This window comes from Puia sp. (genome assembly GCF_036500295.1).
Taxonomy (GTDB): Bacteria; Bacteroidota; Bacteroidia; order Chitinophagales; family Chitinophagaceae; genus Puia.
Window position 1 is genome coordinate 78671 of the sequence record NZ_DASYCH010000047.1, and the last position, 18244, is coordinate 96914.

The window sequence follows — 18244 nt, forward strand, 5'->3', positions numbered from 1 at the left end:
CTAATAATTTTTAATGGTTTCATCCAGCAGCCTCACCAGCCCGGGCCGGTCCTCCGCACGCACAAGCATCCCCGAAAAAGCGATCCCATGAAGACCCGCATCCAGCAAGGGAGCGACATCCTCCATTCCAATTCCGCCAATGGCGACGACCGGCAACGGGATCTGCTCCCTTCTCATCTGACCCAGGATCCGCTGATACCCGGCAAGTCCCAGGATGGGGCTAAGATTCTTCTTGGTCGTCGTATACCGACAGGGGCCCAACCCGATATAGTCGGCCCCCTGTCGCCAGTGTTCCCGGATATCCTCGATCGTGTTGGCCGTCCCGCCGATGATCCGGCCCTCGCCCAGCAGTCGCCTCGCCTCGGCTGTGCTCATATCCTGCTTCCCCAGATGCACCCCGTCGGCGCCCGATTCCGCGGCAACAGCCACCCGGTCGTTGATGATCAACACACAATCCCTCTCCATGCAGATCTTCTTTGCCGCCCGAGCCACCTCCAATACCTCCTCATCCGGCGCCAGTTTCATCCGCAGTTGGATCCATCGGATACCCGCGTCGCAGGCCGCCTCCACCTGCTGAATAGGATCCACCGGCGCCTCATCCATTGTCAAAAAATAAAGCCGGCCCGGCGGCCTCCAAAGGATCGATGCCATCCTAACAAGGTTTTATCACTGCTTAAAAATTGTTTGACATAGTCCTTTGCCTGTATTGCCGCCACAGACAGTCCATGACCAAGCGCCAGGTTAGCCGCCAGCGCAGAGGCCAGCACACAACCCGATCCATGCTTGGGATAGACGGGCTCGTCACCGGCCGGTTCCAGCACCTCCACCCTTCCCCCACTCCACAGATAGTCCCTTCCCGGATGCTCCGGATGATGCCCGCCCTTCAAAAACAAATGACAGCCAACCCAGGCCGTCAGCACCCGGCATCGCTCCATCACGTCCTCATCCGGATAAAGCCACCCGATCTCTTCCCAGTTCGGCGTCAGCATGAAACATTGCGCCGCCAGTTCCTCCCATCCCGCCACACCCCCTTCCCAAAACATCGACCCGCTGCTTGCCCGGATCACGGGATCCAACACCACCCGCACAGCCGGGTTATGTTGCTTCAGATGCCGGATGATATTTGCCGCCGCACCCGGCGAAGGTGTGACCCCTATTTTCACCCAGTCAAAATCCGCCGAGGCAAAACAAAGATCCATCTGCTCGAACAGGTCCTTCTCAGGCGTCCAATCCACCCGCCGGATAACCCGCTCATTCTGCCAGGTCATCGCCGTACATACCGCCCACCCATAAACGCCATGCGCCTCCAGGGTCTTGACATCCGCCAGTACCCCGGCCCCGCCGCTCGGGTCATAACCCGCCACCACCAATACCCTGGGTTGCTCCATCCACTGCTTTTTTTAATTGTTCAAAACGCTCCACCGCCCTGGCCGGTTCCTCCCAGATCCATCCCAACACCGCCGCGCCGGTCCACCCATACCGCACCATCTCCCCGATAGTTTCGGCGCTAACCCCACCCAGCCCCACCGGCCGGCAGGGCAGCTTTGCATCCGGCACGGATAACAACTCCGCATTCGCCAGATACCCCTTCTTCGAAATGCTATCAAACAGGGGGCTGATAAACGCATAGGCCAACCCATCCGGCAACGCCGCAAATTCCTCCCAGCCATGCACCGACGTGGAAACCCGCAAGTTTGTCCCCACAGCCATCCTCACCGGTCCGTGGATCTGCGGGATACCAAAACGCACCGCCAGTTCCGGCTCATAATGCAACACCAGCCGCGACTTCCATCGGGGCGCCAGCCGCGCCACCAGCCGCTCAAGCTCAGGCTTACCCATTTCAGGCTTGCGTAGATGCAAATGCTCCACTCCCGCCGCGAGCAGTTCCTCGAGACAGTCGGCCTCACCGTCAAAACTCCCCGGCAAGGTCAGTACCGCGATAAGAAAATTATTCATATACTGGATTCATGGCCCGGATCTCCTGCGTGATCTTCATGCTGCAGAATTGCGGTCCGCACATCGAACAAAAATTGGCAATCTTCGCACCTTCCGCCGGCAGGGTCTCATCATGAAAGCTCCGCGCCGTATCGGGATCAAGCGAAAGATTGAACTGGTCCTGCCAGCGAAACTCGAACCGGGCCTTACTAAGCGCATCATCCCGGTAACGCGCGCCGGGATGCCCCTTCGCCAGGTCCGCGGCATGCGCGGCGATCTTATAGGCAATGACCCCGTCCTTCACGTCCTTCTTGTTAGGGAGCCCCAGATGTTCCTTGGGTGTTACATAACAAAGCATCGCAGTCCCATACCACCCGATCATGGCAGCGCCGATCGCCGAGGTAATATGATCATAGCCCGGCGCAATATCCGTGGTCAATGGCCCCAGAGTATAAAAAGGCGCCTCCTGACAAACAGCCAGCTGCCGGTCCATATTCTCCTTGATCAGGTGCATCGGGATATGTCCTGGACCCTCGATGATCACCTGACAATCCTGCTCCCAGGCTATCTTCGTCAACTCGCCCAGCGTCTCCAGCTCGGCAAATTGCGCCGCATCGTTGGCATCCGCGATCGAGCCCGGCCGCAGCCCATCCCCAAGCGAAAAGGATACGTCATACGCCTTCATGATCTCGCATATCTCGCCAAAATGCGTGTAAAGAAAGCTTTCCCTGTGATGCGCCAGACACCATTTGGCCATGATCGACCCCCCACGCGACACAATACCCGTCATCCGCCTGGCGGTAAGCGGGATATAACGCAAAAGAACTCCCGCATGGATCGTAAAATAGTCCACTCCCTGCTCCGCCTGCTCGATCAGCGTATCCCTGTATATTTCCCAGGTCAGCTCTTCCGCCTTGCCACCCACCTTCTCCAACGCTTGGTAGATCGGCACGGTTCCCACCGGAACAGGAGAGTTTCGCAGGATCCATTCTCTCGTCTCATGGATGTTCTTGCCGGTCGAGAGGTCCATGATCGTGTCCGCGCCCCATCGGCAGGCCCATACAGCCTTCTCCACCTCTTCTCCGATACCCGAACTCACCACGGAATTACCGATATTGGCATTGATCTTTACAAGAAAGTTCCGCCCGATGATCATCGGCTCGGCCTCCGGATGGTTGATATTGGCAGGGATCACCGCCCGTCCCCGGGCTACCTCATCCCGGACAAACTCCGGCGTAATACCCGCACCGGACAGGCCCAGGTTCTCGCGGATCGCGATATACTCCATCTCCGGAGTAACGATCCCCTTCCGCGCATAGTGCATCTGCGTCACATTCCCGCCTCCCTTTCTTGCCTTCACCCATTCCGTCCGGACCCTCGGCAATCCTGCCTGTACATCGATATCCACGGCCGGGTCCGTATACGCACCACTGGTGTCATAAACGGTCACCGGCCCATCCCCCGTTTGGATCTCCCGCATAGCCACCCGCAAGGCATGGATCTTTCCGGGAATGTAGATCTTCTTCGACGCGGGAAAAGACTCCCGGCTTACTTCATTATTCATAAAAATAGATTTTTATCCGCCTTGTGTCGCCCTGATCACAAAAACCCGGTCCCCTTCCTGCAACAGGTAACCGGCCCAACCGGCACGCGGGACTACCGCCTCATTAACGGCAATGGCTATCCCATCCGCCTCGCCGATTTGCAAAAGCGGCAGCACATCGGCCAAACAGCCGTCCTCCCGCAACTGGAAATTTTTTTGATTGATCGACACCTCCGGCATAACAAAAAATAAAAGATAGGAGGTGCTGCATTGCGCAGAAAGAGAAAGTCCGCCTTTTCCCTTCGCCGGTATTACCCGGATCAGGTTTTGAGGGTATCATCTCAGCCCGATTTAACGAGCACCCCTAAAGTACAAGCCAAAGGTAGGGGGAAATTATTTCAACGCGGAATTATTTTTAAAAGCACACATCCATGTGCGGGTATCATTCTGGAATACCGTTTCTTGAAAACGCCTCCATCCTGCTGCCTCCACAGGTCCCGCACTACGGCCGCTCGCCGTATTCCCAGCGAAGCGAGCTCCACGGACAGTTCCCGCGCACTGTCCCCGATATTGAACACCCCCGCATACACCGCACCGCCGCCGGCATCCGAAACCCAAACCATCTTCCCATCGCCTTTAGCCACCTGCCGCGGATTGACGCCGTCCTGATTCACCGCAAGCACCTCGGCATTGCTGAAAAGTCTTCGCTCCAGCTCCCGGTTATCCGGCAGGTTACCCCCGATCATCAGCGGCGAACGGTAGATACACCAAAAACTCAGGTGCGTGATCAGTTCGTCCTCGGTGAACCGGCTGTATCGCTCCGGTCCCACCGGCCCCCGCTTGGAGACCTTTCCGATCTGCAGCATGTCGCAGTCCGGCCAATGCCCCGGACCACCATTCCCCTCCCACTTCCTCGCATAGTCAAACATCTTCAACAGTTCGGGCCAGCTATCCCAGAAATCATCCGCCATCCGCCACATATTCCCAAACGCCTTCACATGCACCGAGTCGGCAAGTGGTGTCTCCCCCGGCGAAAGACTGAGGACCATCGGTCTGCCACACGCATCGATCGCCTTCCGGTATCCCTCTATCTCCGCCGCACTGTACGGCCGCGAGATATCATCCACCTTGATCAGATCGACACCCCACTGCGCATATAGGGCCAGCAAGGAATTGAGATATTCCTGCGCTCCCGGCTTCCGCATATCCAATCCGTACATCTGGTTCATCCACGGACAGGTGGAGCTGGTATCCGCAACGGCATCGGCCCTAATTCCCTTGGTTCCCATCACCCGACTATGTGCCCACACAGCCTGACGCGGGATCCCCCGCATGACGTGGATCCCAAACTTCAGCCCAAGCGAATGAACATAGTCCGCCAAAGGCTTGAATCCCTTACCGCCGAAGGCAGAAGGGAATTTGTTGACATGAGGTTGCAGCCGGCCCCACTCATCCATGGCCAGCCAGGGAACATAGCTTCCGTCTCCCAGCCGCAACTGAAAAGGATTCCCGATCCGGCTTCCCGGCGGATTGTCATAGGACCACAAAAAATCCACAACAATATACTGCCAGCCAAACCGGCCCATCTGCTGCGACATGTAGTCCGCGTTGGCCCGAACCTCATCCTCATGCACCGCCGAGCCAAAACAATTATAACTGTTCCAGCCCATCGGCGGTTTCATCGCCACCTGCGCACGTACGCCGGCGACGATCAATAGCAGCGGCAACCAGGTCCAATATCGCATAAGGCTTATTTCAGTTCGAGCACAACCACCGACATAGCCGGCAGTTCGACGACGAGATCGGCGCCATCTTTTTTCGCGCCGTTGAAGACCGCCGGTTTCACCCGGTTGGGGTCTTCAAACGTATTGATATCCGTAAACCGGGAAGAAGTGAGCACCTCGCCCTGCACCGTCTTGAAGGGGATACCCGGCAGGTTCACCCGGACGCTGATCTTCTTGGCCGGATCCAGGTTCACCAACGAAACATGTATCGCCCCGGCACTGTCTTTCGACGCCGAAGCATTGACGGCCGGAATTTTCTCCATACCATGTACATAGTCGGGGGTGTAATACTGGATCGGCAGCAACCGCGCATCCTGATGAACTTTATAAAGGTCAAAAACATGATAGGTCGGCGTCAGCAACATCTTATCCTTGTTCGTCAGGATCAGCGCTTGCAGGACATTCACCGTCTGCGCCAGGTTCGCCATCTTCACCCGGTCGGCATGATTGTTAAAGATATTCAGGGTCGTCGCAGCGATAAGCGCATCCCGCATGCTGTTTTGCTGGTACAGAAAAGCTCCGTTGGTCCCCGGCTCGGCATCCGTCCAGATACCCCATTCATCAACGACAAGCGCCATCCGTTTGTGCGGATCATAGCGATCCATTATCGCGGAATGCTTGCTGACGATATCTTCCATCCGCAGACACGAGACCATGGCCCGGAAATATTCATCTTCCGTAAACTGAGTAGCCGATCCCTTATGCGCCCAGGAACCAACCAACGTGTAGTAATGCATCGAGATACCCCAGGTGCGCCCGCGATCGATATGCTTCATCAACGCTTCCGTCCAGTTATAGTCATCACTGTTCGCCCCACTGGCGATAAGCTTAAGCCGGGTCCCCGGATAGTTCTTGCAAAACTCCGAGTACCGGTTATATTCACCCGCATAATATTCCGGGGTCATGCTCCCGCCGCAACCCCAGCTCTCATTCCCGACACCCCAGAAGGAAACACCCCAGGGCTGCTCCCGCCCATTCTGCCGGCGCAGGTCCGCCAGCGTGCTCTTGCCGTTATAGTTGAGATATTCCAGCCAGTTCTCCATCTCCTCAGGAGTCCCCGTCCCCACATTCCCGGCAATATAAGGCTGACAGCCCAACAGATCGCACAGCTGCAGGAATTCATGCGTGCCGAAACTATTGTCCTCGGAGACCATCCCCCAGGTCGTGTTCACGGTATGTTTCCGCTGATCACGCGGACCGATGGCGTCCCGCCAATGGTATTGATCCGCATAACAGCCCCCCGGCCACCGCAGGACCGGGATTTTTATTTTCTTCAGCGCTTCCACCACATCCATTCGGATATGATCCCCTGTCCAGAAGCCGTCATAGATACACCGGCCCAGGTCTTCGGAAAAATGCCCGTAAATGTTGCGGCTGATCACCGGTCCTGACGTGTCGCGTATCGTCAGCCCAACGGTGTTTTGCGCGGAAAGAGAAAAAGAAAGGAAAATAAAAACGGAGAAAAGCAGGGTCCTGGTGGCATTCATATGCGTTAATCGTTTTATGAACCCTAAATTAATCGTTTTTTTGACAATTAATAAAATTTCTTAGCCCCCGTCGGAAGCACTCCGGAACCTCGCCGGGCGCCCGCTGAAAGCCCGCAAAAAGCCCGCCGCAACCTCGCCGGAACTCGCCGGAACCTCAGCGGAACCTCGCCGAATGCCTATTCCCGGATCTGCCCCGTCCCCCGGATAACCCATTTCTCAGTCACCAGCTTCTCCAATGCAAAAGGCCCGCGGGCATGCAGCTTCTGCGTCGAAATACCGATCTCCGCCCCAAGCCCCAGCTCCTCCCCGTCCGTAAACCGGGTAGATGCATTCGCATATACCGCTGCGGCGTCAACCTCCGCAAGAAACCGTTCGCATTGCATCTTATTGCGCGATACGATAGCCTCGGAATGCTTCGTCGAATAGGTCGCGATATGCTCCAGCGCCTCATCGATATCCTTTACCACCTTCACCGCGCACTTGAGACTCAGAAACTCCCTTGCATAGTCCTCCGCCCGGGCCCGCTTCAGCATCGGATAACCTTTAAGCGCCCGGGCCGCCTCCGCATCCGCAAACACCTCCACCCCATAGCTTTCCAAAGGTGCACGCAGCCGCCTCAGAAGCTTACCGGCCACCGCCCGGTCCACCAGCAGCGTATCCATCGAATTGCAAACGGAGGGCCTGGAAACCTTCGCATTGACGACGATCGCCACGGCCTTATCCAGGTCGGCTTCTTTCTCGACATAAACATGACAAACCCCCGCCCCCGTCTCGATCACCGGCACAAGACTATTGCTTCGCACATAACGGATCAGCGCATCGGAACCCCGGGGGATCAACACATCCACCCAGCGCGTAGCCGTGAATAATTCCTGGACCACCTCGCGCTCCGGCGGCAGCAACGTCACACAGTCGGGATGGATCCCGGCCGTCTTCAGCGCCTTTTTGATGAGCACCATTGCCGCCCGATTGGTATCGGCCGCCTCCTGGCTGCCTTTCAACAGACAACCATTGCGGCTTCGCAGGCAAAGAGCCGCGATATCGAAAGTAACATTAGGTCTCGACTCATAGATCGCACCCACGACGCCAAGCGGCACAGCCCGCTTCTCCACTTTTAATCCATTGGCCAGGGTCCGGCTGTCCAGCAGTTTACCCGAAGGGTCCGGCAGCCGGCTCACTTTGCGGATACTCTGCGCAATGGCCTTTAACCGCATTTCATTCAAAAGCAGCCTGTCCGTCCGCGGACTGCCCGGGTCTTGCCGGGCAACATCCTTGGCATTAGCCCGCAAAAGCGCGGCGCCCTGTTCCTCAAGGCTGCCGGCTAGCGATAGCAACGCAGACTTCACCTGTTTGTCGCTGGCCTTCCTCAGTTCCACCGCCGCCCGATGGGTCCTCCTGATCAACGGTTCGATACGCTTTGTGCTCATGTCAAAATAGTACTATGTCGTCCGCATGTGCGGCAATCGTGTTCTTATTCTCTAATTTGGCAGTCATCTCCCCTGCCCCCAGTTTTACCTTGGCAACTCCTATGATCTGCTCCTCCTCATCCTTCAGCTGCACCACCTCACCCGGAGCAAACTTGCCCTGCACCCGCCGGATACCGACGCTAAGCAGGCTATGCCGCCGTTCGAGCGCCCGGATCGCCCCCCTGTCCAGATAAAGACTGCCCAAAGTGATCGACCCACTGGCCAGCCATTTCTGCCGGGCCCGCAGGTTGGAAACCCGGGGAATAAAACTCGTCCCGGTCTTTCCCGCAAGGGCATCCGCAAAAGGACTGGGTCCGCCAAGCCCGCAGATGACGACGCGGATCCCCAGAGAGGTGGCCAGACGCGTAAAGGTCAGTTTTGATAACATCCCCCCCAGGCCAAGACTGCTCTTTCCTTCCTGGACATAGCTCATTATCCGCGCATCCACCTTTTCAACCACCGGGATGATCCTCTTCTCCGAATCCATAAACCCGCCGACAGAAGTGCAAAGCAAAAGCGTCTCCGCATCGAACCCGATCGCGGTCAGCGTAGCCAGCTCATCATTGTCGGAGAATTTCAGTTCTACGTTACTGACGAGGTCGTTCTCATTCATGACCGGCAATATGCCGTTCTTCCAAAACTCTTCAAACGTCTCTTTCAACTGGAGAAAACGCGGCCGGCTGGAGAAATGCTGCCGCTCGCACAAGGCTTGCGCCACCGGTATGTTATAAGCGGAAAAATGCTTCTGGTAATGCCGGATCAGGATGGGATTACCCACGGCCGCGGCAGCCTTCCGTTCCGCCAGCGTGCCCTTGTATCCGGAAAAAAAACTCTTGCCGCTACCCACCGCACCGCTCGATACCAGGATCATCCGGTAGTCATTGCTCAACGCGGCAATCCCCGCCGCCACCTTCCTGACCGTGGACTGACCGATCTCCCCTTTTTCAGTGGTCAGCACCGCCGTACCCAACTTGATAACCAAAACAGGCTTTTGCATCCTTATTTCTGTTTGACCATAACGCCGTTTAGGATCAGCGTATTCCCCTCCGCGGCAACAATATTATACACTTTCTGCATCCCGCCTGCGCCTTCTTTCTTATCCCACACTTCAAATTCTTCATATTGGCCCGACCTTGCATCCATACATAAGACCTTATCTCCAGCAGCCAGCTCACCCGCTTTCTTTTCCCCTTTTGCCGTCGTCATCGGATGATTTGGCGTCGCCTCCAAAACCCTTGTCGACAACAGGATCTGCCGCTCCCACGTCTCCCGTGCACCAACCAGCAAAAGTTTGGTGATCGCATAATTCTTTGCGGCATGAACGGCCAGCGCCTTCACCACCACCGCTTTCTCCTGATGTGTCACAGGGTCCACCGTCACCACGGCATCACCAGGCTTTACCTCGCTGAGCGGTTTCCTCACCCCGCCCGCCATCGCCACTTCCATATCCCCCGGGAAACAAATATCATTGCCATAAGTACCGGACTCCCGGCTGACATCCTTCCCTCCCGCACCCGTAGCATTGCGGTACAATTGATATCCCAATTCTTTCGATAACACATACGACAGCTTCAGCACGAAATTGGGCTCGTCTTTCTCTATAGCATGGATATCTTCAAAATACTTTTCCCACACCTTGGCGTCGGCCTTATACCCGGGCATACATGCCTCCCATCGCTGCCCCTTCTCGTTCGAATAAAAGATCATAGTCCCCAATTCGATCCGCCCATCCTTAAGGATCAGCTTATACAGATCGATCCGCTTCTTCTTCCCGTCATCCCCCGTAATGAAATAAGGCTTCCCGAATCCGCCCTTGTCGAGAATATAGGCATTCTCGAATTTGACATAGGTATCCTTGTCAAGGTCTTTGACAAAAAATGTCGGCGTTTTCTGATACTCCGCCATCGTCAGGCCCCGGCTTGCTGCCGAATCCTGTGCACGCACGGCGAAAATGCCGGCCAGCAGCACGCAAGCCGATAAAAGGATATTCTTCATCCGGCAATGTTATGAAATTTCTTTAAATGCGGCAGCAAACGCCTCCATTTCATCCATGCGGCCGATACTCACCCGGCACCATTCCTGGTTATTGAATTTCCAAAACCGCACGCCGACTCCCCGTTTCATCATCTCGTCGGCAAACTGCTTCCCTTCCATCTTGATGGGGAAGAGAACAAAATTCGCACTCGAAGGGATATAGGTGTACCCTTCCTTCTTTAATACCTCATATAGAAATTCCTTGGAAGCGACCGTCTTCTTCAACGCCGCATCCAGGTACTCGCGATCCTGGTAGGTAGCGATCGCTGCCTGAAGCGTCGTCGCACTGATCGACATAAAACCCTCGGTATATCGCGACAGGTCCTTGATCATATCCGGCTGCGTCACCACATATCCCAGGCGCAACCCCGCAAAACCATATAGCTTCGAGAATGTCCTCGCCACGATGATATTGGGCATCGAATTCGCCATTGGCACCAGCGTCGTACCCTGCGGGTCCGGCAGATAATCGATATAGGCTTCGTCCACAAACACCGGCACCCGCTTCGATACCCGCTCCACAAACGCCTTCAGTTCCGCAGTATCCACTACCGTGGCCGTCGGATTGTTGGGGTTACAGATATAGACAAGCCCGGTATTGGGATCGATCGCCTTTTCCATCGCCACCAGGTCCAGCTTGTATTCGGCCGTCAACGGGACCTTAACCCATTTTTCCCCCATCCGCGTAGCCCGCGTGGGAAGGTCTTCATAGGAAGGATCACCCGTAATGACGTTCCCCCCGGGTTTGCTGGTACACAATGCCGCAGCCATCAGCAGCGGCGAGGAACCTGCGGCCATCATAAGGTTATCCTGCTTGATCCCCTCGAATTGCACGATCTTATCGGTGAGATCGCTCATCGACCGGAACGGATACTGATAAGCCGTAGGCAACGCTTCCATAAGCGCTTTCTTCGCCTTGTCGGATGGGCCAAAAGGATTTTCATTCGCAAAGAGCCGGGCCTTCAGCGGCACCGGAGATGCAAGGGCAATCTGCTTCTCCGTCCAGGCTTCCGTATAAGGGATGGAAACATCTCCCGGTTTTATAATTGCCGGGCTGGCCTGGACCTTATCCAGCAGACTGGCGGCAAAAGGAAGGCCGCCGGCCAATAGAGCTCCCCTCTTGAGCAGGGTGCGACGACTGATTGAGTTGCCCATAACAGTATATTTTTGGTGGTTGAATACTTACTTAACTTCCAAAACCCGGATACGAAAAATGCTGACCCGTCACCCGGCTATGCACGGCCGCCACCACACTCCGGGCCGATTCAAGCGCCCCCGCCATCCATGCATTGAGATAGGTCATATGTTCGCCCGCAAAGTAAACCTGTTTGTCAGGCTGCACTAAGGCCTTATATAAACTCTGCCGCTCCTCCGCCGAGTACAGCGCCCATCCGCCAAGATTGTATTTTGTCTTATGCCAGCTCACCGAAAATGAAGTCTCGAATTCCTGCCTGTATTGCGGATGGATCATGCCGCCCTTGTCCAATGCCAGTTGCTCCCGTTGAGGATAGGAAAGATTACCCGTAGCTACTGCCTTCTCATTAAAATTATAATATCCGATCAGGATTCCCTTACCGCTCAAATAATCATAGGAAGGATAGAATATTTGGGTCAGTTGATTGTTCGTATGCGTGATGCCGCCGTAAATCCCTTCGTCCTCCTCCCAGAACCGGCGCTTGAACTGCAACCCGATCTTCCCGGTCGACATGTAGACGATGGAGTCGATCGCCCGGCTGGCATCGGAGCCAAAATTATGATCGATATTGCTCAGCACCGGCAAAGGGATCGTACAGATACAAAGATCGGCATTCATCACCTTCTCACCCGTCTTATCTTTATAACCGACCCTAACCCCCTGTTCCAGGTTGTGGATACTGCTGACTTCCGAATGATAACGGATCATGGAACCCACCTTCTGCTCAAACGCAACGGCGATCCGGTCCATCCCTCCAACCGCTTGAAACAGCGTCCCTTGTAATTCATAGGTGTATTCAGCAACATTATAAAAATCCGGGTCCAGCAGCCCCGACTGCAGCATGGCCAGCAGGGTCAACGGCTCTCCGATCCTGCCCTCCCGGTCGCCCGGCCCCGGCGATTCGATATATCCGCGACGTGCCGAGGCCTTATAAAGTTTATCGATATCCAATCCGCCCTCGGCCCGCAAATACTCGATCACCTTCAGGGTATCCTCCCTGCTCATCCCCGCATCGACCTTACCCCCATCCATCCCCTTGGCCAGCAATTCCGCCATCCAGCCCCGCATGTCATTATGCACTTCCCGCACCCGCACCCGCTTATTCGATAACGGCCCCTTTCCCTCACTATAGTAATAAGTATTCTCGTTTACATTGTTATATACCTGGATCGGCACCGCCAGCTCCTTGCAGTAATGCAGCGTCAGACCATGATGGTGGGGAATTCGCGACGGACCTGCATTAAAATATTGGCCCTCATCAAAACCCGCCGCATGAAGCCCGCCGCCCGTCTCCTCATTCACCGATCCTCTGCGGACACTCCAGCATCTTCCGCCGGCCCGGTCCCGCGCTTCCAGTATCGTGCAATGATATCCAAGCTTCGTCAACTCATAAGCCGCAGCCATCCCCGCCAGCCCGGCGCCCAAGATCACCACCTCCTTCCCGCTTCCACTCCCTTCCAACCGGAAAGGATATACCGGTGCAGCCGGCACAAGCCCCATCGCCATCATCGCCGGATAAGCCCCGCCGGCCAATACCCCCGCCTTTTTAAGAAAATCCCTGCGCGTTAAAGAGTTCAAATAGAAAAAAATGAAATGTTAGAATTGGTAACTAAAAATACAAAAAAACCGCGACGGTTGTCGCGGTTTCGATATTAAGTTCCCCTGGTGATCAATACCCCGGATTCTGATACATCCTCTTCGGATCAAGGATGGTCTCATTATACGGTATGGGATAATACTCATCCTTCATACTGAAATTCGCAATATTCGCCAACCCCCAATCCGCCGGGTTCTTGGCATGAATATAGGCCACCAGGTCATTGATGCTGAAAAACCGCAGCAGGTCGAACCACCGGTAATGCTCAAAAGCCAGTTCGCTCCGCCGCTCGTGCAGGATCGCCAGTTTCAGCGTCGGGTACTTCGAACTGTAATTGGCATCCGCCATCGAAGTCGCATAGTCCGGCATCTTCGCCCGCGTCCGCACGATATTCAGATACTGGATGGCCTGCGTGGTGTTGCCCCGGTACATATTCACTTCCGCCAGCTTCAGAATGACGTCGGCATACCGCATCACCGGAAAATCATTTCCACCATAGCCATTAGCGCCCGCGGAAGCGCTCGTATCCCGGTACTTGGTCACATACCAGTCCTTTACCGTCTTAAAGGTATCATACCGGATAGAGAAGCTGTCCCGGGGATCGGTTACCTCATACTCTTTCACCAGATCATGCGTCACATTATACCCGACCCCGCTCTGAACTTTCTTGGTTGTGATAAACTCCCCTGCCGCCTGTGCGTCGGCCGCAATATTGGAGTGATAGTTTACATCCCCCTGGAGAAAGACCAGTTGGAAGATAGGTTCGGGACAGCTGCCCTTCTTAGTGACATCGAAATTGTCCGTATAGGGTATCGTCTTCAGATCCGTAAAGGTCCGCTGATTATAACAGGTCGTCAGATAATACTCGGCGCTGTCCAGATCGGTGTTCGGTGCAGTCCCGCCGTTCCCGCCGTCAAGGGTGGCAAACTTCGTAAGAAAAACCGTTCCCAACAGGGCATTGACGGCCTGCATCGACGCATGTCCACGGTTACCGGATGGCTGACGCACCGGCAGATTACTCCTGGTGGCGTCGACCAGATCGGCGATGATCTGGTTATAAACCTGCGCGGCCGGCACCCGATACGTAGCCGCCGTGATCTGCGCCGGGGAATTCAGCGGAACGGTAGCCATGGGAATATCTCCAAACTCCCGGACAAGGTCAAAGAACAGCATCGCACGCAGAAACTTGGCTTCCGCGGTATACGTCGGCTTAAGACTATCGGTAAAGGTCACCTTGTCGACATTCGCCAATACGATATTACACTGGGAAATGGCGCTGTACATCTGCTTCCAGTGGCTATATAGGTAAGAGTTCGTCGGCAAAAGAGAGAAATTGTTGAACTGAAAAGGCTCTCCTGCATTCGACTGGTTGTCATTGGTACCCGCGTCATCCGATCGCTCATCCGTGAAAAGATCGCTCTCCTCACCCATCGCATTATTGTTCTTCATGGCGGAATAGCATCCATTGATCGCCAGCAGAACATCCGTCTCGGAGGTAAAAAAGGCCGGGATCGTCACCGAATTCGGGTTCGATTGCTCCAGGAAGCTTTTCTTGCAGGAGCAGAACAGGATCAGCCCCACCCCGATAGTCGCTATAATTTTATTTCTCATCATATCAGTTTTAAAATGTGCTGGAAGATCAGAAGGTTACGTGAACACCCATATTGTAAGCCCGGACAAGCGGATATACCCCATAGTCGACACCCGGTGTCAGATTCGCCGCGCTGCTTCCGATAGCATAGTTATAATCGACCTCCGGATTATAGCCCTTGTATTTGGTGATCGTAAAGACATTGTTCACCCCGGCATAGACGCGGATGGCGCTGAGCCCCGCCTTGTGCAGAACCGAAATATTCGGCAGGTTATACCCGATCGAGATATTCGTACACCGTAAAAAGCTCCCGTCCTGCAGATAGAAAGTGGAAAGCCTGGTGCTGTTGCTCTGCGTACCCGCACGCGATGCCCGATAAACCTGGCCATTGCCTGGCTCCGATTCCGAACGATAGCGTTGCGATACCACTTCGTACTGATTACCCGAACCCTCCATATTGAACAGATAGTAATCCTGTCCGTCCAATATCTGATTCCCATAACTGCCGGCAAAGGAAGCGCTTGCGTCGATGGCCTTATAGCTCGCCGACAGGCTGAACCCATAAGTAAACTTCGGATAAGGTGAACCGATGGTCCCGAGATCACTGGCGTTGACAACTCCGTCTCCGTTGACATCTTTGAAGTAAAGATCACCCGGACGAAGGGCATTGGTCTGTGCCAGCGACCGGGGAGGCCCCATCAGTTTGTATCCCTTGGGGAATGACTGGCCATTAGCATTATACACCTTTGTATCGGCGGAGATCCCGGCCGTATCCTTTGCGCGGACCATACCCGCAACCTTATACCCATAGAACATGCCGATCGGCTGGCCCGTTTCCGTGATATGAGTGATATACTGCCGCTCGGCGCCATCGCTGACGATCGTGCTGGCCCCACCCAGGTTCAGCACCTTGTTCCGGTTGATCGAGATATTCCCGCTTACATTGAAGTTGAAACCACCCGGGCTCTGGATCACTTTTCCGTCCACCTGGAGATCAAAACCCTGATTCCTGATCCTTGAGTTCCGCAGGTTTGTGAGAATGGTGGAAGAACCCGACACGGCAGAGATATTGTTGTTGACAAGAAGATTGTAGCTGCGGCTGTCATAGAAATTGGCGATCAGCTGGATCCTGTCACGGAACATCCCCAGGTCGATTCCTACATTGTACTGCTGGGTCGACTCCCACTCCAATCCATTGTCCATTACATTACCCGCCAGGTAGGCCTGCGAGATCACATTGTTGCCAAAGATGACACCCGAAGGGCTATTATACGTCTGCACAGTATTGTAGTTCCCGATATTGTTGTTTCCGCTGAGGCCCCAGGACGCCCGTAACCGCAGACTCGTATTCTCCTCAAGCCATCCCTTATAAAAATTTTCCTTCGAGATCGTCCAGCCACCACTCACCGACGGGAATACCGCCCATTTATTCGCAGCACCGAACCGGGAAGAACCATCCGTCCGGAAAGAACCCGACAGATAATATTTCCCTTCATAGTTATACTGCACCCGGCCAAGATAGGAGTTCAGGGTATATGCACTCTTTCCCGAACCGCTGTTGATAGTGATCTGTCCCGGTGTCCCGGCAGTCACCTGGGGAATAAGATCGTTCTGGAAACCCTTGGCCGTAATACCCAGTACATCGCTGCTCGTCTGCTGCGCTGTATAGCCAGCCAGGAAATTTAACGCATGCGGTCCGAAATGCTTGTCATACGTAAGGGTAAACTCAGCCAACTGATCTTTCTGGTTGAGATTCTGAGCGACCGAATTCGCCGCCGCAATGGACGCCGCGGAAAAAGGCGGATTGGTGCCGTTACTTAACGAAGTCGGCAGATAATAGTCATATTTCTCGCCATAAGTCTGCAATCCCAGGTTGGTCTTGAACACAAGGTGCGGGATCACTTCGTATGTGGCATACGCGTTATACGTGGCTCGGTTGCCCTGCCGCTTGATCTGCGTCATCTCGGCCGTTGCAATGGGATTCTCGATGGATTGATACCCATATTGCGCCGATTCCGCATCCGCCAGATACTGCGCTATGCTGCCGTCCGGATTGTAAGCCGGAAATACGGGCATATAGATCAGCGCCCCAAACGCCGGACTGTGGTCCCAACGCCCTTCCTGTGTCTCATGGTTCGTATTGCCCGTATAGGAAAGGCTGGCGCCCACCTTCACCTTATCGTTCACATCTCCATCAATATTGGCACGGAAATTCACCCGCTGCTGGCTGGTGTTCAGCATGATCCCATCCTGGCTTTGGTAATCCCCACTGAGCATATATTTTACCTTATCCGTACCGCCGGAGAAAGCCAGATTATGCCGCATAAAGGGGGCATTCCGGTATAATTCATCCTGCCAGTCCGTATTATACTTCTGCTTCATCTCCTTGCCGGTGTTGAAATCATACAATTCGGTCGGAATGCTGACGGAAGATCCGTTCCCAACCCTGGCGACCCGTGTTGCGTTATTGTCAAGATACATAGCATCATTCCACACAATACCCTGGTTCTGCACAAGGTCTTTATAGCTGTCATTACGGCCGTCGATCACCAGTTGTGCAAACTGATCTCCATTCAGCAGCTTCACCTTATGCGCCAGTTGATTGACGCCATATTGATAGTCATATTCCAGCTTGCCCTTGCCCGCTTTTCCCCGCTTCGTCGTGATCAGGATTACCCCGCCCGCAGCCCGCGATCCGTAGATGGCGGCCGATGCGGCATCCTTCAGGATGTCCACGGATTCAATATCGTTAGGGTTGATGTAAAGGTCATTCCCCGCAGGATATCCATCGATCACGTATAAGGGATCGGTACTGGCATTAAACGAGTTTACCCCGCGAACCCGGATCTTCGGGCTCGCATACGGAGAACCATCGGTCTGCGATACAACCACCCCCGCAACCTTGCCCACAAGCCCCTGACCGACGGTGGGCGCCGAAACGTTCAGCTCACTGGCCTTCACGCTGGCAACCGCCCCGGTAAAATCGCTCTTGCGTATTTTTTGATACCCGACAAAAACCACTTCATTCAATGCGTCACGCCCCTGATGCATTCGGATATCCAGCGGACTGATACCCTTTACCAGGACATCCTGGGTGCCAAATCCAACGGAAGAGACTTCCAGGTGCGCCCCTGCCGTTACAGTGATGGAATAACGGCCGTTATCGTCCGTGACCACCGCATTCTGCGTCCCTTTCACCTGTACCGTCGCGGCCCTGACAGGCTGACCATTCTCGTCAGCCACCGTCCCTTCGATCCGCCGGCCGCCGCTCATCGGCGCTTGCGGCGAGGCATTCAACGGCACATACTTGAGGGTAAGATTAGACCCATCCAGCAGGTAGCGCAAACCGTATTGCTTCTGCAAGGTCTCCAGCGCATCCTGCAGACGCGCCGCCTTCAGCTGAATACGATCCACTTTCACCCTCTCAAGAACCTCCTGACTGTAGGTAAAATTCACCGTGGGCGCCTGCTGCTGCAGCGCCGCAACGACTTTACTCAGATCCGTTCCCCGGAGATCGAGTCTGATCGTCTGAGCCCATCCTTTCTGTCCCAGGATCAGGAACAATAGGAGCAACCCAAACCCCATAAAGCTGCGTTCTAGTTTTCTTGTCAT

The 18244-nt window shown here is 54.8% G+C and carries 14 protein-coding genes and 1 riboswitch; all 14 genes read right to left on the minus strand.

What is annotated here, in order from left to right; genetic code table 11:
* Window positions 1–651 (minus strand): thiamine phosphate synthase, encoded by a 651-nt coding sequence (locus tag VGM48_RS09870; protein WP_331578540.1) that lies wholly within the window; start codon window positions 649–651, stop codon window positions 1–3.
* Window positions 606–1388 (minus strand): bifunctional hydroxymethylpyrimidine kinase/phosphomethylpyrimidine kinase, encoded by a 783-nt coding sequence (locus tag VGM48_RS09875; RefSeq protein WP_331578542.1) that lies wholly within the window; start codon window positions 1386–1388, stop codon window positions 606–608. Before VGM48_RS09875 ends, VGM48_RS09870 begins: the two co-directional genes overlap by 46 nt.
* Entirely contained in the window at window positions 1351–1956 is a 606-nt protein-coding gene (locus VGM48_RS09880) for a thiamine phosphate synthase (protein ID WP_331578544.1), read from the minus strand. Before VGM48_RS09880 ends, VGM48_RS09875 begins: the two co-directional genes overlap by 38 nt.
* Window positions 1949–3499 carry a phosphomethylpyrimidine synthase ThiC gene (gene thiC, locus VGM48_RS09885; protein ID WP_331578546.1) on the minus strand — a complete coding sequence of 517 codons (1551 nt, stop codon included), beginning with the start codon at window positions 3497–3499 and terminating at the stop codon, window positions 1949–1951. The genes VGM48_RS09880 and thiC overlap by 8 nt, the downstream gene beginning before the upstream one ends.
* Before the next feature lie 12 nt (window positions 3500–3511).
* The gene (gene thiS, locus VGM48_RS09890) at window positions 3512–3718 is read right to left on the minus strand and encodes a sulfur carrier protein ThiS (protein ID WP_331578548.1); all 207 of its coding nucleotides are present in this window, start codon (window positions 3716–3718) and stop codon (window positions 3512–3514) included.
* Window positions 3719–3758: 40 nt separating this feature from the next.
* Window positions 3759–3854, minus strand: a riboswitch (TPP riboswitch).
* A 22-nt stretch (window positions 3855–3876) separates the two neighbouring features.
* The gene (locus VGM48_RS09895; protein WP_331578550.1) at window positions 3877–5223 is read right to left on the minus strand and encodes a glycoside hydrolase family 27 protein; all 1347 of its coding nucleotides are present in this window, start codon (window positions 5221–5223) and stop codon (window positions 3877–3879) included.
* 5 nt (window positions 5224–5228) lie between these two features.
* Entirely contained in the window at window positions 5229–6749 is a 1521-nt protein-coding gene (locus VGM48_RS09900; RefSeq protein ID WP_331578552.1) for an alpha-N-arabinofuranosidase, read from the minus strand.
* A 176-nt stretch (window positions 6750–6925) separates the two neighbouring features.
* Window positions 6926–8176, minus strand: a complete 1251-nt coding sequence (locus VGM48_RS09905) for a glutamate-5-semialdehyde dehydrogenase (RefSeq protein ID WP_331578554.1) — start codon at window positions 8174–8176, stop codon at window positions 6926–6928.
* Between the two features lies 1 nt (window position 8177).
* Window positions 8178–9212, minus strand: coding sequence for a glutamate 5-kinase (gene proB, locus VGM48_RS09910; protein WP_331578556.1), 1035 nt, complete (start codon window positions 9210–9212; stop codon window positions 8178–8180).
* A gap of 2 nt (window positions 9213–9214) precedes the next feature.
* Window positions 9215–10210 (minus strand): hypothetical protein, encoded by a 996-nt coding sequence (locus VGM48_RS09915; RefSeq protein WP_331578558.1) that lies wholly within the window; start codon window positions 10208–10210, stop codon window positions 9215–9217.
* A 9-nt stretch (window positions 10211–10219) separates the two neighbouring features.
* Entirely contained in the window at window positions 10220–11404 is a 1185-nt protein-coding gene (locus VGM48_RS09920) for a histidinol-phosphate transaminase (RefSeq protein ID WP_331578560.1), read from the minus strand.
* A gap of 31 nt (window positions 11405–11435) precedes the next feature.
* Window positions 11436–13022 carry a flavin monoamine oxidase family protein gene (locus tag VGM48_RS09925; protein ID WP_331578562.1) on the minus strand — a complete coding sequence of 529 codons (1587 nt, stop codon included), beginning with the start codon at window positions 13020–13022 and terminating at the stop codon, window positions 11436–11438.
* A 91-nt stretch (window positions 13023–13113) separates the two neighbouring features.
* Window positions 13114–14652, minus strand: coding sequence for a RagB/SusD family nutrient uptake outer membrane protein (locus VGM48_RS09930; protein WP_331578564.1), 1539 nt, complete (start codon window positions 14650–14652; stop codon window positions 13114–13116).
* 28 nt (window positions 14653–14680) lie between these two features.
* A complete protein-coding gene (locus tag VGM48_RS09935; protein WP_331578566.1) occupies window positions 14681–18244 on the minus strand; it encodes a TonB-dependent receptor in 3564 nt (1187 codons plus the stop codon).